This window comes from Agaribacterium haliotis (assembly GCF_002312815.1).
GTDB lineage: Bacteria > Pseudomonadota > Gammaproteobacteria > Pseudomonadales > Cellvibrionaceae > Agaribacterium > Agaribacterium haliotis.
The window spans coordinates 120148-141854 of the sequence record NZ_NKQJ01000004.1 but is presented as its reverse complement, the minus strand read 5'-3'; the positions used below and the strand labels follow the sequence as shown (position 1 = coordinate 141854).

The following is a 21707-nucleotide window of genomic DNA, read 5'->3' as shown; positions in this document are numbered from 1 at the left end:
TTATCCCGTAAATGTCTATCGAGCAGCAAGAGCTCGTTTGGAAATATAGTTGGCTAAAGCCGCTACATCACCACAAAAATTAACATAACCGCGCTCTTTAACACTGCGCGGCATGCTGTCTACCGTGCAACTGCTAAATTCCTGAATCGCAACTTTACCGCCGTAGCCCCGAAGCAAACTTGTCGCCGCGGCGCCGTCGTCGCCCATGCCGGTAAACACCACCGCGCCGGCCTTGGCACGAAAGGCTTTGGCCACCTTGGCAATTACTTGGTTAATTGAAGGCTGATAGGGGCCGCGCCATTCCCCCCCCGTCATCACCAAGCGCTGGCTATCACTTAAGCTAAACTCACGCGCCGGAGACACCACGTAAATAGAACCGGCTTCAATGGCCATGCCCGGCTCAAAGCTTTTTAATAACAAGCTCGTGTTTCGCGCCAAACTTTCAAACAAAGCCGGCAGGCCACCGACATCAATATGCTGGGCAATCACAAACGCAAAACGCTTAACTTGCTCATCATCGACCAGTTTAAAAAACTGATTGAGCACTTCCGGCCCACCCGTGGACGCCGCTAAAACCCATACCTGGCTTGGTTTTGACAGCAGGCGCGTCTCGCCTTGATACGCCGAGACACAGTCTCGCAACTTGCTGTCAAATTCACCTGCATTAATAGCTGCACTGGCACTGACATCTTGAATGACCATTGGTATGTCGTGTTCACTGAGCCACTCGACAATGGCGTCAGTGGCATCGCAGTGCTCAGCAATTCTGAGTACCCAGGCGTCGACATCATCGCGCAGAGGCACTGAAAAAGAGCGAGTCAGAGCCGAACAAACTATTTTGTGAGAAGTCGCACGCGCGACCGCCACCAGAGCACCGAGCTCAGATGACGAATCGGCGAGCAGGCCGAGCCTTAAAGCCGCGCGCTCAATCTCAGTGCTTGACCTCAGCACCAATCAATTCCTGGATGGTCGAGATAAGTAACTCTTCCTGATACGGTTTACCCATGTAGCGATTCACACCGAGGCTCATTGCGTGCTCACGGTGTTTATCACCGGTACGCGACGTGATCATGATGATAGGTAAGTTCTTAGTCGACTGCGAACCACGGACATTTTTTGCCACCTCAAAACCATCCATACGCGGCATTTCGATATCGAGTAACATCAAATCCGGGCTTTCATTGGCGAGTACCTGTAGGGCATCGATGCCATCTTTGGCCGTGATAACATTGTAGCCTTCGCGCTCAAGGAAGCGGGTGGTTACCTTGCGTACCGTTACCGAGTCGTCGACAACCATAACCGTTTGAATTCGCTCCCTTTCTTCTTCGTGCTCTTCACTGTGCAAATCAAGCTGAGCACGTTTGCTGGCATCGAGCATTAAATCAGAGCGAGCAATTTCTTGTCTGACGAGAGAGTGGGGGTCGAGAATCACAACAACACTACCGTCCCCCATAACTGTCGCCCCGCTCAGCCCCTGCACAGCAGAGAACTGCGCACCGAGACTTTTTACCACAACTTCGCGACTGCCCATCAGCGCATCGACCTGCAAGGCCATCGTGTGCTGAGCTGTGCGAACCAAAATAATTGGCATTTGCAAGGCTTCGCTGTCTATACGCGGTTTTGAGCCCGGATATAACAGTGCTCCGAGATAGCGCACCTTAAATTTATCGCCGGCGTACTCAAACTCCGAATCTGGGTGGGCGTAGTAGTGCTCGAGCTCAAAGGGACTGATACGCACAATACCTTCAATCGAGTTGAGCGGGATAGCATAGTTTTCCTGGCCAATACCCACCATCAATGCTCGGTTGACCGACAGTGTAAACGGCAGGTGAATAACAAACTCGGTACCTTTGCCAAAATCTGAGTTGATAGTGACATCACCACCAAGCTGCTTAATTTCGGCGTTAACCACATCCATGCCTACACCGCGGCCGGAGATCTGGGTAACGTTCTCAGCGGTTGAGAAGCCTGCATGCAGAATAAACTGGGTGATGTCGTGGTCGCTTAAATCAGCATCAGCCGCCATTAAACCGCGCTCAATCGCTTTTTTGCGTACCCGGCCTAAATCCACACCGCGGCCATCATCAGCGAGGCGAATAACAACGTTGCCACCCTCGCGGCCAAGCGTAAGTACGATGCGCCCGGTTTCACTCTTGCCAGCGGCAATACGACTTTCCGGGTCTTCGATACCGTGGTCAACAGCATTGCGCAGCATATGTTCAAATGGCGGAACCATGCGCTCCAAGACGTTGCGGTCCAACTCACCTTCAACATTGTCGAGTTCAAAACTAACTTTTTTACCAAGCTCGGCAGCAACCTGGCGTACGATTCGACGCAGACGCGGAACCAAGCGGGAAAACGGCACCATACGAGAGCGCATCAAACCCTCTTGCAAGGTGGTATTAATTCGACTCTGCTGTAGCAACGTGGTTTCAGCATCGCGAACCCGATCACCGAGGTCATCGCGCAAGTCACGTAAATCCGATGCCGACTCGACGAGTGAGCGAGACAACTGCTGTAGCGCTGAGTAGCGATCCATTTCCAGTGGGTCGAAGTTCTCCGAATGCTCGGCCATCTGTTCCTGGCGGAACAGGATCTGTGCTTCGGTCTCAATATCTAAACGTCGCAGCTGTTCTTGCAAACGGTCAATCGTTGAGTCTACCTCGTCGAGTGAGCTCTTAAATTCGTTAACTTGCTCTTCCAGACGAGAGCGAGAAATGGAGGTTTCACCGGCAAGGTTAACCAGCTCCTCAAGCAGGTCCGAGTTAACCCGAATAACCTCTTGCGGGCCCTGTTTTTTCTGAGGTGTCGCCACAGCTGCCGCGCCGGTGGCCGACACCGCCACAGCGGTCTCGGCTGCCCCGGCAGGGGTGGGTTCAACAGCAGGCTCTTTACCGACAAAGGGCAGTACGTTGCTATCGCCGCCAGGCTCAGGCGCGGCGCCTTGAGTATCGACAATATCGCTAACTGCTGGCGCATCAACTACCTCAGTGATAACTGGCGGCTCAGGCTCTGGTACGTTAACGGCGAGCTCGGGATCGCCCCCTGCACCCACGGACAGCTTAACCGCGTTGACAGCGCGAAAAGCTTGATCCTGGAAACGGTGGATATTCGCCATCGCATCCTTGTTTGTGCCACTCGGATCGTTGTCGATAATAAAGGTTTCGTAGTCGTGTACTAATTCACCGAGGTTGTCGAGATTGGCTAGGCGCGCGCCACCTTTAAGTGTATGCAAAGCACGCTTCATTTCATCCAGAGCGTTACCTTCGTCTCCGCCTTCAAGGGCGTGAATAGCGTGATCAAGCTCTTCAAACAGCTCGTCAGCTTCTTCGAGGAAGACTTGCAGAATATCTGCGTCAAAGTCTTCGGACTCGGTATCGATAATATCCAGTAAACCGCTTTCACCAAGCCCGGTGACAGCAGCTGGCGCCGCTTGCTGAAGCTCGTCACGCGCTTCGCTTGTATCTTGCGCGGCAAAGTCATCAAGGCCCAAATCAAACTCGGCTTCGGCTTCGGCTTCGGCTTCGGCTTCGGCTTCGGCTTCGGCTTGCAAAGTATCTGACTCGAGTGGGGGTTCGGCAAGCAGCTCTTCAACTTGCTCGGTTTCAAGCGCAGACATGCTAATTTCTTCGAGCTCTGTTAACTCAAGCGCAGCACCCTCAACTTCACTGCCCTCTTCTGGCAGAACCTCATCCGACTCTAAAGTATCAGACAAGCCAGGCTCATCAGTACTTTCAGGTGTATCACTCAAAGGCTCAACAGAAACATCGACGACACTGATATCGATTTCTTCAAGCTCTGGCTCTGGCTCTGGCTCTGGCTCTGGCTCTGGAATAGCATATTCACCAAGAATATCTTCTGCACTTAGCTCTTCATCCTGCTCTTCGATAAGCATGCCGTCATCGAGAGCAGGTTCGTCACTTGAGGTGACAACCGGCTGTTCTTCGGCTTCGAGCTCTAGCTCACCATCCGCGTAGTCATCCAGGTAGTCCTGCGCAGCATCACCCACATCAAGCACCTCGGGCTCAGCTTGTGGTGCTGGAGCTTCAGCGTGAACAAGCAAGGCTGGCGGCTCACTCTGAGCATCCGCGTCAAAAGCAACGGGCTCGAGGTTGATATCAGCCAAAGGCTCTTCATCGCTATTGCTTGCTGAGGAGTCTTCAAATTCAGCTGAGTCTGCGTCACCCGGTAAGGCATCGGCAAGCTCTATGCCGTCGCCGACGAGCTCAGTGTCTGCTGCCGCGGCCGATTCGGGCTCGCTCGTCGCAGAGTCATTGCCGGCAACATCGACCTGCTCAACAGGTAACGTAGCGGCATAACTCTCGAGCTGCTCGAGCACTTCTCGCGGCGGCTCTTTAACATTTTGTCCGGCAGCAGCTGCATCAACCATGTCGAGCAAGGCATTGTGGGCCTTGGTCAGATGCAAACGAGCCTCATCATTAACAAGCTCGCGATTTGCCGACAGGGAGCTGTATATAGATTCCAGCTCTAAAGCTAATGAGCTCATCGCCGGTAAGCTCGCCTGATCTGCGCCAGCCGCGAGGGTTCTCAACTCAGCCTGTATCTTTGCAATCGGCTGCACACTGTTGCTATCTGAACACCAGGCATCGACGATTTCATCAGCGTCGAGCAGCAGGCGCATCTCTTCGGCCATAAAGATAGATAACAAGCGCGGATCAACCTGCTTAGCTCCGTCTTTGTCCTGCTCTTTCATTCGCACGAGGTGACCGACGGCCAACTCGCGCAATTCAGCGCAGCGGGCAAGAAACTGATCAAGCTTCTCGATAACAACGGTTTGGCGGTTTTGTATCTGCGTCACGGCTTCAAGCGTGTAAGTAACCGCGTCGCGGATCAATTGCAGAATATCTTCGTTGATGCTGACCTGGAAGCTGACCATCTCCTTGGCAAAACCCTCAAGGGCTTCGTAGAGTTCAGCAATGGCAGCCACATCCGCCATCTTGGCGCTGCCTTTAAGTGTGTGCAAGGCTCGCTGTAAATCATCGGTAGGCGCTGTGAATATTGGCGCCGCTGCCTCCATCGCATCAATGTAGTGACCGATAGTACTCAAGTGAGTTTGAACTTCTGAGCAGAAGATTTCTAACAGGGCGTGATCTTCGTCATCCTCGCTTTCCGAGCTATGGCGATCTTCTGCATCGGCTACCTGAGCCTCGCTCTGCTCTGGCGGCTGCAAAGCCGAGCCTGGATCACTCTGCAAGCGCCGCATCAGCGCCGCATCGTAGTCGTCACCTAGTTCACCTTTAGCCAGAGCAAAGGCCCACTCGGCAACTTGATCGGTCAGCGCCTTGATGGGGTTAGCTTTGCGCTGTTGAAATGCCGAAACCAGCGTTGGCATCAGCGCCGCAACCGTGCTTACAACTTGACCGTGAGCATCCTGATACTCAACCGTGTTGTCGATAACACGATTGAGCATGTTCTCAACCGACCAGGCCAGCTCTCCAACTTCCATCGCCTCAACCATACGCCCACTACCTTTAAGCGTATGGTAGGAGCGCCGAACGACGGTCAGATTTTCTTCATCTTTTGTATTTTCCAGCCACTTAGGAATGTATTCAGCAAGCGTTTCGAGTACTTCCTCAGCTTCTTCGATAAAGATTTCGAGAATTTCATCGTCGATCAGGCTATCTTCATCGTCATCACTCTCTGCGGGTGTGGGCTCGGTCGGCACACTCGCACTCGGCAGCTCTGGGCTTAAATCAGGCTCAACCGCTTCGCTTTCTTGCAGCTCAATATGCGCGCTAACTTCCTGCTGATTGTCTGGCTCTGAACTGTGACCTGGTAGTTCGCTAGCGTCATTGGGGTGTTCAACTGCGCCAGAACCTGCCGGCCTTGATTCATCAAATTTTTCGAATTGTTCAGCATCGGCAAGAGTTTCCGAGCGATCGTCATCCGCAGAGGCAACAGTGTCACTCTCAGTAAGCACTTGCTGCTCAGGCCCATTTTCACTCTCTTGCGCTGGAGCATGTTGCAAGGCCTGCTCACGGGCCTGCAGGCTCTCGCGGCTTAGCGCAGCTGCATCGCCGAGTTTCTCAAGGCTGGCCTCTGACAAACTGAGCAGCGAATCACCGCTCTCTGTCATATCGGTACTTAAGCGCTCGAGATAATACTCAACACCGGCGAGTGCATCAGCGAGGGATTCGAGTGTCGCCCAGGCTGGCTCTTCACCGTCTTTTTGCGCAAGTTCGTTGACAATGTATTGAGAGCAGCGCTCGATAATGGTGCCCGCTCGCGCGAGAGGAATAATATCCAAACCTCCGCGGATATCGTGCAGCAACTGTTCTATGTTAACGAGATGACCGGCATCCCACTGGGAGCTGATGTAGTCAATAATCGCTTCTTTGGCTTTCTCAAGACCAACCTGGCACTCCCGCACAACGGCGAGCTTAGCCTCATCGATTTCAATGCTACGCTCATTAATACTCGCTAAATCGCGGTGTTTATCGACCGCCTTATCAATCGCTTCCAGCTTAGTATCAACATCAATAATGTCGCTGGCACAGTCCACCAAAGTCGCTTCATCGAGACTATTGCGCTTACTCAGCTCCTCAAGCGCTTCAGCTTGCACCAACATTTTTCGGCGCAAATCACCAATGCCAAGCACAGCCAGCGTATCGGCCACACGCTTAACAACGGGCAACACGTCGACCAACTCCGATGGCGCCGCATGTGTCGTCAGGGCGTTATCGAGGTTGCTCTTAATGCTTTTAAGTTCTTCTCTTAGCGCAACCACAACCGAGCGAACGGCTTCCGGGTCAAGGGCGCTAACGCTGTAAGCATCACTCCCATCCTCTGCCGAGCCAGACTCTGAGCTATCTTCGATAAAAAGACGCTTTACTTTCGCAACCAGTGGCGACTGTTCGTCACATGCTGCAACATAATAAAGCAGGTTCTTCAAAAGGCCTTCAGCGGGCGCATGCTCAAACGACGCTGGAGCCCCTTCGTTTAATAATCGCATTTCGCGCGCAAGTTGACGCAGAAGGTTTTGCACCGCGATGCTGAGTTCTATACCTTCGTTTTTAAGGCCTTCGACCAATGCCGCAGATATCAACCACAATGGGGCACTTTTGGTTCCCGAGGTCAACGCCAACAGGCGTCCAAAAACTTTTTCAAGATAGGCAAGGTTGTCCTGCACCTTGATACCGCGAAGCACACTCGCGGCAGCAAACTGATACATCTCGCGCAGCTTGCCGCTGACCTCTTTTAATTTAACGGTATTTTGTAGAACTGGATGGCGCACCCCTAAATCGTTGTCCATCGCTGTCAACTTAGGGGTAAATAAATTGCTTTCAGTTAAAAAGCGCTCTTTGCGAACAGCGCGTATATCATTTAACAGCGATAAGATAGAGCGCACACTGTCGTCGCGATAAACCTTAACGTGATCGAGATAAATCGGCAGTTGCAGCAGCGCTCGCATCAGGACTTCCTGAGCGTCAACTGTACTGGTAACAGCCCCCTGCATTAATGCCTGTGCGAGTTTCTCCATTTCCTCGGCAAGCAGGGAAGCACCATTAAACTCAGCAATTTGCAAGCTGCCGCGAACCTGATGAATATGAGTGATGCAAAAACGCAGCTGAGTTGCGTCTTTTGGATTTTCAACATAGGCCTCAAGGGCTTGCCGAGCTTCGTTGAGGGTCTCCCCAATTTCACCCAGTACCCACTCTAAAGCGGCGTAATTGCGTTGATCAGCCATCGCCTACCCTTTTGCCTCTCAGTTGTTACTTACAGGCTTCACATAAGCCTGTACTTCTGGCCGTTGTATGCGCTGCAATTGATCATTGCTCCAGCTGGTCACTTCACCCAAGCCAATAACCAATAAAGCACCCGGCTTCATTTTTTTTACAATAGAATCCAACAGTTTGTGCCTAAGGCTCTGTTGAAAATAAACCAGCAGGTTTTGGCAGTAAACAACATCAAAATCTAGTGAAGGCATATCATCTAGGTTCAAAATATTGGAGCAACTAAAACACATTTTGCTCACTACCGGGTGTTGAAAGCGGTAATTTGCATCCGCCATTTCAACAAAATATTTGCGCTTAAACGAAGCCGGCACAAACTCTAATTTGCGCGCGGGATAAGTTGCAGCCTTTGCCAGCGAAATTGCGACCCTGCTGATGTCGGTCGCAGTGACACTAAACTGTTGCTCCAGCTGCGCAAGTTCAAAGCTTTCATTGGTAACCATCGCCAGTGAATAAGCCTCTTCACCACTTGAACAACCCAAGCTCCATATATCAAAAGAAGAGCCCAGCTTTTGAGCATTAATACGGTCTTGCAGAAAGTGGGCAACATAGTTCAACGAGGGTTTGTGCCGAAAAAAAGTTGTCTCTTTGACCACTAAGCGATCGACAAGGATAGCCCACTCAAGCTGGGCATTTGGCGCATCTGTAACCCTGTGAAAATAGTCGCTAAAACTCTCTTCGCCTAACTCCCTCATGCGCATACCGACCTGGCTCTGCAGAAACTGGCGCTGATGCTGGCCAAGGCGAACACCCACACGCATTTCCAGCAACTGGCTCCAAAGAGCAAATTGCTGGTCGCTCAAATCCGGCGCAGCTTCATAAGTCCAAGCCATTGCGAACAATTAGACTCGCACTTGATCGTCGCTTTCTTCGCCGATTTCCTCGGCATAAGCCTCTTCGAATTCGGTCAGCATCTCTTCGTCAGTCAATTCCATAACTTCATCATCGAGCGCTTCAACTTCGTTTAGCTCGGTATCGGCTTCGTAGTCAGCTTCATCGCTGAGCTCTTCTTCGGCCTCAACCTCATCAGGTAACTTAAAGCCCGATACAGATTCACTAAGCTCCGTCGCCAACTCAGAGAGATTACCAATCGACTTCGCCGTGGCGTTGGTACCGGCAGAAGTCTGTGAAGTAATTTCCTGAATTACGTTCATCGTATTGGAAATATGACCGGCTGATGAAGCCTGCTGACGTGCAGCGTTCGAAATGTTTTGAATCAATTCCGCAAGGTTTGCAGATACCGTTTCAATCTCTTCCAGGGCAACACCCGCATCCTGTGCAAGGCGAGCTCCTCGTACCACCTCGGAGGTGGTTTGTTCCATCGAGATTACCGCTTCGTTGGTATCGTTCTGGATCGTCTTAACCAGTGATTCAATCTGCTTGGTCGCTGTTGCAGAACGTTCTGCGAGTCGCTGTACCTCATCCGCAACCACCGCGAAGCCTCGACCGGCGTCACCCGCCATCGATGCCTGAATTGCCGCGTTAAGTGCAAGAATGTTGGTCTGGTCAGCAATGTCGTTAATCAGGCCAACGATGTCACCAATTTCCTGGGATGATTCACCGAGTCGTTTAATACGTTTTGAGGTGTCCTGAATCTGCTCACGAATCGTATCCATACCGTGGATCGTATTCTGTACCACCTTGGCGCCGTTTTTCGCGATCGATACCGATCGCTCCGCAACGCCCGCTGATTCGGCGGCGTTTGCAGATACTTGGTCAATTGTTACTGCCATTTCGTTAATCGCGGCAGATGCTCCGGCAATTTCCTGGGCCTGGTGCTCAGCAGCTTCGGCGAGGTGCAGTGCAGTCTGCTGGGTGTCGGAAGATGAACCCACAACTCGGCCGGAAGTATCGTTAATTCGTGAAACGAGGATACGCAGTTGGTCAATGGTGTAGTTAATCGAGTCAGCAATCGCACCGGTGAAGTCCTCGGTTACGGTTGCGGTGGTGGTCAAGTCACCATCTGCGAGGTCGGCAAGCTCATCGAGTAATCGCAAAATTGCGTTTTGGTTACGGTCGTTGGTATCGGCCGTTTCTTTCAGGCGTCGCTTAGTAGCACCGTTCAATAACAAGCCAATACTGAGCAAACACAGAAGTGCTATCGCAGCCATAATGCCGAGCACGGCGGTATTGAGCTTGCGCTCAGTTGGCAGGCTGGCGATGCGGTCGCTGAGCGCAGTCAGGGCACCGAGTAAGTTCGCACTTTCATCGAGAATACCATTAGCTGCCTGACGAGCCTGGAAGAGCGCTGGTGATGCTTCAAAAATATCGCGAACCTGACCACTAACAAAACCAAATAGTTCGGCTACTTCCGTTAAACTTTCTTTTGCTTCTGGGTCAGTAATCGGGCTGATATCCATTGCGACATCGCCACTTTCCATACCGGCGAGTACCTTACCGAACAGGTTAGCATCGAGGTTGAACTGGTCAGCCGCGCGGTTTGCATCGCCGCCACCGCGAAGCATTTTATCGACGTTACGTGCAATACGCTCTGCACGCCAGCTCTGCATCTGTGCCACCGCCACCTGATCAGCAGGTGCGTTGTTCTCAAGCAGGATTTCCACAATCAGATCGTGCTCACTCTGCAGCTGGGGAATCGCTTCGTTGAGTGTTGTAGCAACGTTGTGTAGGAAAAGGATCGTATCTTTGTTTTCGGTGATAACCGTGGCGTTCTTGCGAGTCGAGTTCCAGGCGGCTTCATATGCCGAGAGCTCGCTGCTCAGCAGCAAGCGAGTTTGATTGTCGCCCGATTGCAAAGCACGAGAAGTCTCGCTCATAGCTTTTACAACCTGAGAAAGAGACTCAAACGCCTGCTCGTCACCAGCTGTTGCATCTCGGGACAATGAGGTCAGCTGGAACGAGCTAGCCCGCAAATCTGCGACGAGTTGCAGATAACCCTGATCGCGTTTTGAGTCCTGGAAGAGGACATAGGCGATGTACGCCATGACTCCCACAGAGATGAGTAGCATAGCAATCAATGCCAACATCACCGGGTTGTCCTTCATCCGGCTAAATAGTCCGGCTGTATCAGCTTTCATAAGCGCTCCCAAGCGTGTAACTCAACCAACCGAAGGTCGGCCTTTTCATTTTTGTGAGTGCATCGCACCCGCTAAATCATCCACCTCAAACGAGGCCAGCCCTGCGTATGTCGCCGGGCCTGTTAGAGCAGAGACGCGTTAGCAAAACGCGCATCGGCCGCCAATTTATTTAAATCAATTACGTTCCAGCGCTGCTCTTGCGCATCGACATAAGAGCCTTCGAGATAAGACTTAATCAAATCTGGAACCTGCTCGTCCTGTTCCGCGCTGTGCTGGCCGAGCTCAAAATGTTGCATGCCCAGCGAACGCTCAATCATTAAACCTGAAAAAATATCGCCACTATCAAACACCAGGACTCGGTGATTGCGTCGCTGTAAACCTAGTTGCGCCCCCAAAAACATAGGCAGGTCAATCAGCGGCAACAGGCGGCCACGCACATTTGACAGGCCGATAACCCAAGGCTGGACACCGGGCAGACGCGTGTGCCCAGGAACCTCAAGAATTTCAGCCACCTGCCCCAAAGGGGCAATAAAGCGCTGCCCCATAAGCAAAAATCCGAGCCCACTCCAGCGGGGCGCGGATTCAATTTTGGCAGGTAGCTCTTGCGCAGCTTTTTGACACTGTTTGGCCAGGTTAACAAGGGCTTGAAAAGGCGCTTGCGCCATGCAGCTTAGCCTCCCAGCTTGGAGATGGTACTCATCAATTCTTTTTCATCGATGGGTTTCGTCAAATAGGCTTTGGCCCCTTGGCGCATGCCCCAAACACGATCGGTTTCCTGATCTTTTGTTGTGACAATAATCACGGGAATGTTGGCCGTCTCTGGCGCCTTGCTAAGTTGACGTGTTGCCTGAAAACCATTGAGGCCCGGCATAACAATATCCATAAGTACTAAATCGGGTAGTTCCTGCTTGGCGGTGGCAACGCCGTCTTCACCATTGACGGCCGTAATAACCGTATGACCATTTCTCTCGAGCACACCGCTGAGCTTGTAAGTTTCCGTTGGGGAATCATCAACAATTAGAATTTTCGCCATGTTTTGTCTCGCTAGATATCTTTTGGAGTAGTTGCGGTGATTAGCTACCGATGTGCGCTTCAATTGCGCCGATAAGCTCGCCTTTGCTAAAAGGCTTGGTGAGGTATTGATCAGAGCCGACGATGCGCCCTTTGGCTTTATCGAAAAGACCGTCCTTACTGGACAACATGATGACAGGTGTGGATTTGAACTCACTGTTGTTCTTGATAAGCGCGCAGGTTTGGTAACCGTCGAGGCGCGGCATCATAATATCTACAAAGATGATGTTCGGGCGAGTATCAGCGATTTTCGCCAGAGCATCAAAGCCATCGGTTGCCGTAACCACCGTACATCCAACTTTTTTCAGCAGCGTTTCAGCTGTTCTGCGAATGGTTTTACTATCATCAATCACCATCACTTTGAGGTGCTCGAGATTGGCTTCCATAGTGCTGACCTTACTAAATGAAATTTCCGGCTGAACAAAGACTGTTCAACCTAGCTTAAGCTACACGCATCACAAAATTGCGCGTGCAAACTTTTAACATATGTCTGCAGTTTAATCCATAAACGCTTGAAAAAAATAGAAAAATCGCTTTATTCCAAGCTCATATAAAAATTTGAGACAGGCTTCCGAATCAAACTAGCCAAAACTATAATTGCCCAAAATTTCTTTTAGCGCCAATTTAATTTTGGCACCATATTCAACTGACACCCAGCCCGCAGGAGTCCCAGCAGTGAGCCAAGCACTCAAAATCGGCATTATCATGGATCCCATCGCCGACATCAGCTTTAAAAAAGATAGCTCGTTAGCCCTGCTATTGGCCGCAGCTGAACGCGGGCACAGCTTGTTTTATATGGAAATGCAAGATATCTACCTCAGTCAGGGCCGGGCCCAAGCTAAGCTTAGGCCTTTAAAAGTGTGGAACGATGCCGAGCGATGGTACGAACTGGGCGAAAGCGAAAACCAGGCGATGGCTGAGCTGGATGTCATTCTGATGCGCAAAGACCCGCCGTTTGATAGCGAGTACATATACGCAACCTATGTACTCGAGCGAGCAGAGCAAGAGGGCTGCCTGGTCGTCAACAAGGCTCAGAGTCTACGCGACTGCAACGAAAAGATCTTTGCCACACAATTTCCCCAGTGCTGCCCGCCTGTACTTGTAGCCCGCGAAGCCGGCATGCTGAGAGATTTTCACCGCGAGCACGGCGATGTCATTTTTAAACCGCTCGACGGCATGGGTGGCGCCGGCATATTCCGCTGTAAAAGCGACGACAGCAATGTCAGTGTTATCCTCGAGACGCTGACCAATCACGGCAGCAGCTTCATCATGGCGCAAAAGTACCTGCCGGAAATAAAACACGGCGACAAGCGTGTACTTGTTGTCGATGGTGAGGCCGTGCCTTACGCGCTGGCCCGCATTCCCGCCTCTGGCGAAAGCCGGGGCAACCTCGCCGCCGGTGGCAGCGGTCGCCCTCAGGCCCTGAGCGAGCGCGATCAGTGGATTGTCGAGCAAGTCGCGCCAACACTGAAAGCGAAAGGCCTGCTGTTTGTTGGCCTCGATATTATCGGCGACTACCTTACGGAAATTAACGTAACCAGCCCAACCTGCGTGCGCGAAATAGACGCCGCCTACGATACGCGCATAGGTGAGCGCTTGATGCTGGCTATTGAGGCGCTGCGCAACTAATGGATCATCAACACAACAGCGCCGACAGGCTCAGTTTTACAATTTTTTTAGCTCTAGCCCTGCATGCGCTGTTGATTTTTGGCATTAGCTTTTCAATCAACAAGAGTGACAAGCTCGCACCGACGCTCAACATTACCCTCGCTACCCACAAAAGCGCAAAGGCACCCGATAAAGCCGACTTTCTCGCCCAGCACAATCAGGAAGCCAGCGGCAGTGCCGACGAAGTAAAGGAGCTAAAAACCACCGAGCTCGCGCAAATTGCCGATGTCAATATCAACCAAGTCAACCCCCTGCCGCAGCAGCAGGCCGCCGCCCAACCAAAACCGGAAACGGAACTGCTCGACAGCAACAACGAGCGGGCTCGCAAAGTCAGTCGCCAAGATACTGAAAAACAACAAAATCAACACGACGGCCAGCAGGAGCAGGATCGCCTGATGGAACTAAAGCGCAAGATGGCCAGCCTGCAGGCCAAGCTTGATCAGGAAAAACAAACCCTGGCGAACAAGCCGCGCATTAAACGCTTTACCTCCACCTCAACGAAAAGTTCGGAAGAAGCGGCGTACTACAATCGCTGGAGCCAGAAAGTCGAGCGTATAGGCACCGACAACTTTCCCGAAGAAGCCCGACGCAGCAACACCTTCGGATCTTTACGCCTGAGTGTCAGCGTGCGCCCAGATGGCAGTGTTGCGCGCGTCGAGCTGCTCGAAAGTTCGGGTTATAAAATGCTAGATCAAGCAGCGCTGCGCATTGTTCGTCTCGCCTCCCCCTTCGACCCTTTCCCCCCGGAGATCAAAAAACAAACCGATCTATTCGAGATTATTCGCACCTGGAACTTCGAAATCGGCGGCTTGAGTACCAGCCATTGAGTACTTACTGAAAGTGTTGCTTTTGCGCCGTGCGGCCCCATAATGAAGCTATAACGGGAGCGTATTATGACCGAGAAAACCAGCTTTACGATCGATAAGTGCGAGAGCCTGCGCAATCAGTTTTTGATTGCCATGCCGGGCCTTGACGACTCCCTTTTTTCTCACAGCCTCACCTTTATCTGTGACCACAATAAAAATGGCGCGATGGGCCTTATTATCAACCAGCCCCTCGGCATCAACTTAAGCGACGTTTTCCAGCAACTGCAGCTCGAAAGCAGCCCCGCGCTAAGTGACGCCCATGTGTTAGCTGGCGGCCCAGTTAATTCTCAACAGGGCCTGGTGCTGCATCGCGACGAAGGCCACTGGGAAAGCACCCTGCGCATCACCCCCGATATCTGCTTAACAGCCTCCAAAGATATAGTCGAAGCCATGGCCAATAACCAGGGCCCAAGCGGTGCACAACTCGCACTTGGTTACGCAGGCTGGAGTGCAGGACAGCTCGAAGAAGAGCTCAGTAACAATATGTGGCTGACCATGCCTGCAGACAATGCCATTATCTTTGATACACCGACAGAGCAGCGCTGGAATGCCGCCGCGCAAGCCCTCGGTGTCGATCTCAACTTAATCTCTTCCGCTGCCGGCCACGCCTAATGCAACACGACAACGGTTATGTTCTGGCCTTTGATTACGGCCTGAAAAACATTGGTGTCGCCATAGGCCAAGCCCTCAGCCACAGCGCCCGCCCTCTACAAGCACTGAAAGCGCGCGACGGTGTACCCGACTGGAAACTTGTATCCGCGCTACTGGATGAATGGAAACCATCTCGCGTACTCGTCGGCCTGCCCTTGAATATGGACGGCACTGACAGCGACATGAGCGCGCGCGCGAGAAAGTTCGGCAATCGTCTGCACGGGCGTTATGGCGTGCAAGTGAGTATGGTTGATGAGCGCTTGAGCACCCGAGAAGCCAAAGAAATTGCCCTTAGCCAGGGCCACAGGGGAAATTACGGCGAGCGCCCAATCGACTCACTGGCCGCCAGCGTATTAATTGAGGATTGGTGGAATCAGGGCCACTGATTGGCCCCGGTCAGCTCCGAGTTTAAAAGCGGCGGAAACCGCCTGTATCTTCGGCCTCAACCTCAAGCTCATCCGCTGCATTCGACAAGTATTCGGAATCTGTCTCCGAGCCGAGTTTGATGCGCAGGCGCAGATCATTCGGTGAATCCGCATGACTCAAGGCATCCTCATAGGTGATCTCACCGGCGTCGTACAACTCATACAGCGCCTGATCAAAGGTTTGCATGCCGACCTCGGTCGAGCGCTTCATCAAGTCTTTAAGCTCGTGCACGGCGCCTTTGCGAATTAAATCCGAAGCCAGCGGCGTATTTAAAAAGACTTCGAGACAAGCTCGGCGACCATTGCCATCGGGGGTAGGCACCAACTGCTGAGCGACAATGCCCTTGAGGTTCAAGCTCAAATCCATCCACAGCTGCTCGTGGCGATCGGCCGGGAAGAAGTGAATAATGCGATCGAGCGCCTGGTTGGCATTGTTCGCGTGCAAAGTACAGAGGCAAAGGTGACCAGTTTCAGCAAACGCGATAGCGTGATCCATGGTCTCGCGTGAACGCACCTCGCCAATGAGGATAACATCCGGAGCCTGACGCAGGGTATTTTTCAGAGCAATTTCAAAACTCTCAGTATCAATACCGACTTCGCGCTGAGTAATTACACAGCCGTCGTGCTGATGGATAAATTCAATCGGGTCCTCAATCGAAATAATATGGCCCTTTGAATTGCGATTGCGGTGGCCGATCATCGCCGCCAGCGAGGTTGATTTACCGGTTCCAGTCGCCCCAACAAAAATCACCAGGCCGCGCTTGGTCATGGCCAGCTCTTTGATTACCTCAGGCAGGCCGAGCTCATCGATCTGGGGGATCTGAGTTTCAATCCGCCGCAACACCATGCCGGCGAGATTGCGCTGGAAAAACGCCGATGTACGAAAGCGGCCGACACCGCGGGCGGAGATGGCAAAGTTCAACTCTTTGTTTTCGACAAACTCTTTGCGCTGGCGCTCGTTCATCACCGACAGCACCGTCTCTCGCGCTTTTTCCGGCGACAGAGGAGTTGAACTGACCGGCACAATGCGGCCGTGCACCTTAATGGATGGCGGAACGCCTGCAGTAATAAACAGATCCGAGGCTTTTTTCTCAACCATCAGTGACAGCAGGCGATCGAGTTCCATAATTTTTTCCCGTAGCTCAGCAGCTTTTTATAATTTAGACCGTGTTAGAAGTTTTCGGGCATCTTTGCTTTTTCTTTGGCGATATCGCGGGTAACAATACGGCGCTCCACCAAGTCAGCGAGGCACTGATCCATAGTCTGCATGCCAAGTGAACCGCCAGTCTGAATGGCAGAGTACATTTGCGCGACCTTGTCTTCACGAATCAAGTTACGAATGGCCGGTGTACCGCGCATAATTTCATGTGCGGCGACCCGGCCACCACCCGAACGCTTCAGCAGCGTCTGCGAAATAACCGCCTGCAGTGACTCAGAGAGCATGGAGCGCACCATGTCTTTTTCCGCCGCTGGGAAGACGTCGACAACCCGGTCAATCGTTTTTGCCGCAGACGTGGTGTGCAAGGTGCCAAATACCAAGTGCCCCGTCTCCGCTGCCGTCAGGGCCAGGCGAATAGTTTCCAGATCTCGCATCTCACCAACAAGAATAATATCGGGGTCTTCACGCAAAGCCGAGCGCAGAGCTTCAGCAAACCCGTGCGTATCTTTGTGCACCTCGCGCTGGTTCACCAGGCACTTTTTACTTTCGTGCACAAATTCGATGGGGTCTTCGATGGTCAGAATATGTTCGTATTTAGACTCGTTAATAAAGTCCATCATCGCCGCAAGGGTCGTTGACTTACCGGAGCCGGTTGGCCCCGTCACCAACACCAAGCCTCGCGGTACGGCGCAGATATCTCTAAACACTTGCCCCATGCCCAGCTCTTCCATCGTCAATACCTTCGATGGAATCGTACGAAATACGGCTCCGGCGCCGCGGTGCTGGTTAAAGGCATTTACCCTGAAGCGGGCGACACCAGGCACTTCAAATGAAAAATCGGTTTCGAGGAACTCTTCGTAGTCTTTGCGCTGTTTATCGTTCATGATCTCATAGATCAGACCGTGAACTTGTTTGTGCTTCATTGGTGGCACATTGATTCGGCGCACATCGCCATCTACGCGGATCATCGGCGGCAAACCGGCACTTAGATGCAAATCCGACGCGCCCTGCTTGGCAGAAAAAGCGAGTAACTCCGTAATATCCATAACTTGCCTCTGACGTCTGGCCCACTCGGGCCGGTTTAACGCGCCTTGCGCTAAACAATGGGTTTTAATAAAAAGCCTGGAACGAGAAAATTCAGGCTGAATCGAGCACAATAATGCTCCCGAGAGAGCTCTTAGCAACTATCAGTATATGCACAGAATAAACGACACACTATCGCAACTCCAAAATCAGATACAAGCTGCGGCTTGCTCTAGCGAACGGAATGCCAACGAAATCACTCTACTCGGAGTAAGTAAAAAACAAAGTGATGAAAAATTGCTCGAAGCGGCGACATCGGGCCTGATTGATTTTGGTGAAAACTACCTGCAAGAAGCACTCGCCCACCAAAAACTGCTCGCAGATTTCAAGCTGCGCTGGCACTTTATCGGCCCGATTCAATCCAATAAAACACGCGCCATCGCCGAGCACTTTGACTGGGTACACAGCGTCGACAGGCTCAAAGTCGCTCAGAGATTAAGCGAGCAGCGCGACCAAAATAAAGCGCCACTGCAAGTTTGTGTCCAGCTGAATCTCGACAACGAAGACAGCAAAGCCGGCGTCCAGGCAAAACATGCCAGCGAACTTTGCCGTCAGATTAACGGGCTTGATAACATTCAGCTGCGCGGCTTGATGCTCATTCCCAAGCAGCGCAACAACTACAAGGCCCAGCGTACAATCTTTGCCCAAGCGCGCGAGCTTATGCATAAGATCAATGCACAGAACCAGCTAAATATGGATACTCTATCAATGGGCATGAGCGCGGATATGGATGCAGCAATTGCCGAAGGCGCCACAATTGTTAGAATTGGCAGCGCACTTTTTGGCCCGCGCAGCTAAACCACCACTGTCTAAATGAATCACTCGGATCACACTGTGTCTCTAAATCCAGCGCTCAAATTGAGCTTCCTCGGCGCCGGCAACATGGCCCAAGCAATTATCAACGGCCTGCTAAAGCAGGGGCTTACCCATTCGCAACTGTGCGCAACCACCGCCAGCGCCGAAAGCGCTAGACGCGTTAGCGAAAAACTGGGCATCGATTGCGGTACCGACAACAAAAATGCGGTCAAGCACGCCGATATTGTTGTACTGGCGGTAAAACCGCAGCGACTGCAAACACTCTGCGAAGAAATTAAAAGTGAACTTGAGCCCGGCACCCTGGTTTTAAGTGTGGCCGCCGGCATACGCAGCGACAGCCTGCAGTATTGGCTCGGAGATTTCGCCATTGCCCGCAGCATGCCCAATACCCCCTCTGCAATAGGTCTCGGTGCCAGCGGTTTGTATTGCAACAAACTGTGTTCAACGGCGCAGCGCGATCAAGCAAGTGCTGTACTTGAAGCAGTGGGGCTATGCCAGCACGTCGATAGCGAAGAGCTAATCGATGCCGTCACTGCCGTCAGCGGCAGTGGCCCGGCATATTTTTTCTTGTTTATTGAAGCCATGAAAGAAGCCGGCTGCAAGCTCGGCCTAGACCAACAAACAGCCGCATCGCTGGCGATACAAACAGCGCGTGGCGCTGCTGAACTCGCTTATAGCAGCGACATCGACGTCGCGGAGCTTCGCCGCCAAGTGACCTCCCCCAACGGCACAACCGAGCGCGCCATCAACTGTTTTGAACAAGAGGGCTTGCGCAAGACGGTTGAAAAAGCCATGCAAGCCTGCGCCGAACGCGCCGTCGAACTATCTGACCAACTAGGAAAAAAACCATGAGTACTACGCAAGACATCCTGACTTTTATTGTCGGCAGCCTCGGCAGCTTGTTTTTGCTGTTTGTTATCCTGCGCTTTTTTCTCCAGCTCGCCCGCGCAGATTTTTACAACCCGTTTTCACAGGCTATTGTAAAAATCACCAACCCGTTACTTATTCCACTTCGGCGTATTATTCCCGGCATCTTCGGTGTCGATCTCGCCGCTGTTGTGCTCGCCTTGTTGGTACAATTATTCATCAGTGAGCTGCTTTGCCTGATACTTTTCCAAAGCTGGTACAGCCCTTTGCAACTACTGCTCTGGGGTACACTCGGCATACTCAATATCGTTTGCTACATCGTATTTGCGTGCATCATTGTCATGGTCATATCAAGCTTTGTTGCACCGCACAGCCGCCACCCGTTATTGCTATTGGTGCATCAGCTTATGGCGCCGATTGTAGACCCCGTTAGAAAAATTATTCCCGCGCTTGGCGGCCTGGATTTTTCAGTGATGTTTATCGGCATGGGCATGGTGATACTGCAAAAGCTCGTCTACGCCACTGCCGTCAGTGTGCGTCTCATCCCCAATTTAGTTGTCGGTTTTTAATATGCCAGAATCCATTCCCGCAGATAGCGTTGGCATTGTCAGTGCCCAAACCATGCACTTTGATGAAGCGCTGGAGCTCGCCTGTGGCCGCGCTTTGCAAAGTTACGACCTGGTTTACGAAAGTTACGGGCAACTCAATGAGAGCAAAAGCAATGCAATCTTGGTCTGCCATGCGCTAAGCGGCAATCAACATCTGGCCGGCTACAACAGCGCCGAAGATAAAAAACCCGGCTGGTGGGATGCCTACGTTGGCCCCGGTAAAGCTCTGGATACCGATAAGTTTTTTATTATCTGCCCAAACAATCTCGGCGGCTGCAACGGCTCAACCGGGCCCTCGTCTATCAACCCTGAAAATGGCAAGATCTGGGGCTCAGACTTCCCCCACCTTCGCGTGCGCGACTGGGTACACAGTCAGGCGCGCCTGGCAGATAAACTGGGCATCGAGCAATGGGCCGCGGTGGTCGGCGGCAGCTTGGGAGGCATGCAGGCAATGCGCTGGGCACTCGAGTACCCGCAGCGCTTGCGCCACTGTGTAGTTATCGCCTCATCGATGAAGCTGACCGCGCAAAATATAGCCTTTAACGAGACTGCGCGCAGCGCCATTCAGAGCGACCCCAATTTTTGTGGCGGCGATTACCTAGAGCAGAACACCCTGCCCGCTCGCGGTCTCGGTGTCGCCCGAATGATCGGCCACATCACTTATTTGTCCGATGATGGCATGGGCAAAAAATTTGGCAGGGAACTGCGCTCAGGGACCTTTGCCCAGGGCACAGAAGAACCTGTTGAATTTCAAATAGAAAGCTATCTTCGCTACCAGGGCAGTAAGTTCTCAACCGCCTTTGATGCAAATACATATATTTTGATGACTAAGGCGCTTGATTATTTTGACCTGGCCCGCGAGTACAATAATGATGCCGCTGAAGCCTTTAGCCACGCCAAATGCAAATTCCTGGTCATTTCTTTCACTTCCGACTGGCGTTTTGCCCCCGAGCGCTCACGAGAAATAGTCGATGCTTTAATGCAGGCAAACAAAGACGTTGTCTATGCAGAAATCGAAAGCCACTACGGTCACGACGCTTTTTTAGTTGCCAATCAAGCGCGCTATGAAGACATATTTAAAAATTATATGAATAAGGTAAGCCAATGCGGCTAGATTACAGCATTGTTGCAAATTGGGTTGCAAACGGCAGTCAGGTTCTCGACCTCGGCTGCGGTGACGGTGTATTACTAAAGCGCCTGGAGCAAGAAAAAAACACTCACGGTTACGGCCTTGAAATTGACCCCGAAAAAATTCTTCGCTGCGTGCAAAATGATGTCAACGTAATTGAGTTTGATATAGAAGGCGGGCTGTCGAGTTTTGCGGATAAGCGCTTCGATACGGTAATTATGAGCCAGGCAATTCAAACACTAAAGCGCCCCGACCAAGCCTTAGCAGAAATGTTGAGAGTCGGCCGGGAATGCATTATTACCTTCCCTAATTTTGGCCACTGGAAAGCACGCCTCATGCTCGCGACTAAAGGGCGCATGCCAGTCAGTGACCTGCTTCCGTACGAGTGGTACAACACGCCCAATATTCACTTTTGTACATTTAAAGATTTTGATCAGATGTGTAAAGACATCGGCGCTCGCGTAATCAATCGTGAAGTGATAGCGACAAATTCCTGGGGGCAGTCACTTCGAGGCATGTGCCCAAACTTATTTGGTGAAACAGCGCTCTATCGCGTAAGCAAGGATTAAATA

18 protein-coding genes are annotated in these 21707 nt (G+C 51.9%); 9 read left to right on the top strand and 9 right to left on the bottom strand.

The window, feature by feature from the left end; all coding sequences use genetic code 11:
- Positions 1–15: 15 nt before the first annotated feature.
- The 7 genes from CFK45_RS06665 to pilG all read right to left on the bottom strand — a co-directional run bounded on the left by CFK45_RS06665 (position 16) and on the right by pilG (position 12249).
- Positions 16–951 (bottom strand): chemotaxis protein CheB, encoded by a 936-nt coding sequence (locus tag CFK45_RS06665; RefSeq protein ID WP_143247490.1) that lies wholly within the window; start codon positions 949–951, stop codon positions 16–18.
- Positions 932–7708 carry an Hpt domain-containing protein gene (locus CFK45_RS06660; protein ID WP_096085654.1) on the bottom strand — a complete coding sequence of 2259 codons (6777 nt, stop codon included), beginning with the start codon at positions 7706–7708 and terminating at the stop codon, positions 932–934. Before CFK45_RS06660 ends, CFK45_RS06665 begins: the two co-directional genes overlap by 20 nt.
- A gap of 18 nt (positions 7709–7726) precedes the next feature.
- Positions 7727–8587 (bottom strand): CheR family methyltransferase, encoded by an 861-nt coding sequence (locus tag CFK45_RS06655; RefSeq protein WP_096085653.1) that lies wholly within the window; start codon positions 8585–8587, stop codon positions 7727–7729.
- A gap of 9 nt (positions 8588–8596) precedes the next feature.
- Positions 8597–10792, bottom strand: coding sequence for a methyl-accepting chemotaxis protein (locus tag CFK45_RS06650; RefSeq protein WP_096085652.1), 2196 nt, complete (start codon positions 10790–10792; stop codon positions 8597–8599).
- A 122-nt stretch (positions 10793–10914) separates the two neighbouring features.
- Positions 10915–11457, bottom strand: coding sequence for a chemotaxis protein CheW (locus CFK45_RS06645; protein WP_096085651.1), 543 nt, complete (start codon positions 11455–11457; stop codon positions 10915–10917).
- Positions 11458–11462: 5 nt separating this feature from the next.
- Positions 11463–11825, bottom strand: coding sequence for a twitching motility response regulator PilH (pilH, locus tag CFK45_RS06640; RefSeq protein WP_096085650.1), 363 nt, complete (start codon positions 11823–11825; stop codon positions 11463–11465).
- 40 nt (positions 11826–11865) lie between these two features.
- On the bottom strand, positions 11866–12249 hold the full coding sequence (pilG, locus tag CFK45_RS06635) for a twitching motility response regulator PilG (RefSeq protein WP_096085649.1): 384 nt from the start codon (positions 12247–12249) through the stop codon (positions 11866–11868).
- A gap of 289 nt (positions 12250–12538) precedes the next feature.
- Here pilG and gshB point away from each other — a divergent pair, with 289 nt between their 5' ends.
- From gshB to ruvX, 4 genes are all read left to right on the top strand, one after another.
- The gene (gene gshB, locus CFK45_RS06630) at positions 12539–13492 is read left to right on the top strand and encodes a glutathione synthase (protein WP_096085648.1); all 954 of its coding nucleotides are present in this window, start codon (positions 12539–12541) and stop codon (positions 13490–13492) included.
- Positions 13492–14358: a TonB family protein gene (locus CFK45_RS06625; RefSeq protein WP_096085647.1), complete on the top strand. Its 867-nt coding sequence runs from the start codon at positions 13492–13494 to the stop codon at positions 14356–14358. The genes gshB and CFK45_RS06625 overlap by 1 nt, the downstream gene beginning before the upstream one ends.
- Before the next feature lie 66 nt (positions 14359–14424).
- Positions 14425–15009: a YqgE/AlgH family protein gene (locus tag CFK45_RS06620; protein WP_096085646.1), complete on the top strand. Its 585-nt coding sequence runs from the start codon at positions 14425–14427 to the stop codon at positions 15007–15009.
- Positions 15009–15434, top strand: coding sequence for a Holliday junction resolvase RuvX (gene ruvX / locus CFK45_RS06615; protein ID WP_096085645.1), 426 nt, complete (start codon positions 15009–15011; stop codon positions 15432–15434). Before CFK45_RS06620 ends, ruvX begins: the two co-directional genes overlap by 1 nt.
- A gap of 22 nt (positions 15435–15456) precedes the next feature.
- Here ruvX and CFK45_RS06610 read toward each other — a convergent pair whose 3' ends face one another.
- Positions 15457–16599 (bottom strand): PilT/PilU family type 4a pilus ATPase, encoded by a 1143-nt coding sequence (locus tag CFK45_RS06610; protein WP_096085644.1) that lies wholly within the window; start codon positions 16597–16599, stop codon positions 15457–15459.
- Positions 16600–16643: 44 nt separating this feature from the next.
- Complete coding sequence (locus tag CFK45_RS06605; protein WP_096085643.1) at positions 16644–17678, bottom strand: type IV pilus twitching motility protein PilT; 1035 nt, start codon at positions 17676–17678, stop codon at positions 16644–16646.
- A 148-nt stretch (positions 17679–17826) separates the two neighbouring features.
- On the opposite strand from CFK45_RS06605, the gene CFK45_RS06600 reads away from it, so the two are divergent.
- Genes CFK45_RS06600 through metW form a run of 5 tightly spaced genes read left to right on the top strand, consistent with a single transcriptional unit; the run spans position 17827 to position 21704 of the window.
- The gene (locus CFK45_RS06600; protein WP_096085642.1) at positions 17827–18513 is read left to right on the top strand and encodes a YggS family pyridoxal phosphate-dependent enzyme; all 687 of its coding nucleotides are present in this window, start codon (positions 17827–17829) and stop codon (positions 18511–18513) included.
- 36 nt (positions 18514–18549) lie between these two features.
- Positions 18550–19383: a pyrroline-5-carboxylate reductase gene (gene proC, locus CFK45_RS06595; protein WP_239923598.1), complete on the top strand. Its 834-nt coding sequence runs from the start codon at positions 18550–18552 to the stop codon at positions 19381–19383.
- The gene (locus tag CFK45_RS06590) at positions 19380–19967 is read left to right on the top strand and encodes a YggT family protein (RefSeq protein WP_096085640.1); all 588 of its coding nucleotides are present in this window, start codon (positions 19380–19382) and stop codon (positions 19965–19967) included. The genes proC and CFK45_RS06590 overlap by 4 nt, the downstream gene beginning before the upstream one ends.
- A 1-nt stretch (position 19968) precedes the next feature.
- Positions 19969–21120 carry a homoserine O-succinyltransferase MetX gene (gene metX, locus CFK45_RS06585; protein WP_096085754.1) on the top strand — a complete coding sequence of 384 codons (1152 nt, stop codon included), beginning with the start codon at positions 19969–19971 and terminating at the stop codon, positions 21118–21120.
- Positions 21111–21704: a methionine biosynthesis protein MetW gene (gene metW, locus CFK45_RS06580; RefSeq protein WP_096085639.1), complete on the top strand. Its 594-nt coding sequence runs from the start codon at positions 21111–21113 to the stop codon at positions 21702–21704. Before metX ends, metW begins: the two co-directional genes overlap by 10 nt.
- The last annotated feature ends 3 nt before the right edge of the window (positions 21705–21707 follow it).

What these genes read in the sequence shown, in the direction of transcription:
- CFK45_RS06660 (WP_096085654.1), bottom strand. Translation starts at nt 7,708, where the DNA reads ATGGCTGATCAACGCAATTACGCCGCTTTAGAGTGGGTACTGGGTGAA.
- CFK45_RS06655 (WP_096085653.1), bottom strand. Translation starts at nt 8,587, where the DNA reads ATGGCTTGGACTTATGAAGCTGCGCCGGATTTGAGCGACCAGCAATTT.
- CFK45_RS06650 (WP_096085652.1), bottom strand. Translation starts at nt 10,792, where the DNA reads ATGAAAGCTGATACAGCCGGACTATTTAGCCGGATGAAGGACAACCCG.
- CFK45_RS06645 (WP_096085651.1), bottom strand. Translation starts at nt 11,457, where the DNA reads ATGGCGCAAGCGCCTTTTCAAGCCCTTGTTAACCTGGCCAAACAGTGT.
- pilH (WP_096085650.1), bottom strand. Translation starts at nt 11,825, where the DNA reads ATGGCGAAAATTCTAATTGTTGATGATTCCCCAACGGAAACTTACAAG.
- pilG (WP_096085649.1), bottom strand. Translation starts at nt 12,249, where the DNA reads ATGGAAGCCAATCTCGAGCACCTCAAAGTGATGGTGATTGATGATAGT.
- CFK45_RS06625 (WP_096085647.1), top strand. Translation starts at nt 13,492, where the DNA reads ATGGATCATCAACACAACAGCGCCGACAGGCTCAGTTTTACAATTTTT.
- CFK45_RS06620 (WP_096085646.1), top strand. Translation starts at nt 14,425, where the DNA reads ATGACCGAGAAAACCAGCTTTACGATCGATAAGTGCGAGAGCCTGCGC.
- ruvX (WP_096085645.1), top strand. Translation starts at nt 15,009, where the DNA reads ATGCAACACGACAACGGTTATGTTCTGGCCTTTGATTACGGCCTGAAA.
- CFK45_RS06610 (WP_096085644.1), bottom strand. Translation starts at nt 16,599, where the DNA reads ATGGAACTCGATCGCCTGCTGTCACTGATGGTTGAGAAAAAAGCCTCG.
- CFK45_RS06605 (WP_096085643.1), bottom strand. Translation starts at nt 17,678, where the DNA reads ATGGATATTACGGAGTTACTCGCTTTTTCTGCCAAGCAGGGCGCGTCG.
- CFK45_RS06600 (WP_096085642.1), top strand. Translation starts at nt 17,827, where the DNA reads ATGCACAGAATAAACGACACACTATCGCAACTCCAAAATCAGATACAA.
- CFK45_RS06590 (WP_096085640.1), top strand. Translation starts at nt 19,380, where the DNA reads ATGAGTACTACGCAAGACATCCTGACTTTTATTGTCGGCAGCCTCGGC.
- metX (WP_096085754.1), top strand. Translation starts at nt 19,969, where the DNA reads ATGCCAGAATCCATTCCCGCAGATAGCGTTGGCATTGTCAGTGCCCAA.
- metW (WP_096085639.1), top strand. Translation starts at nt 21,111, where the DNA reads ATGCGGCTAGATTACAGCATTGTTGCAAATTGGGTTGCAAACGGCAGT.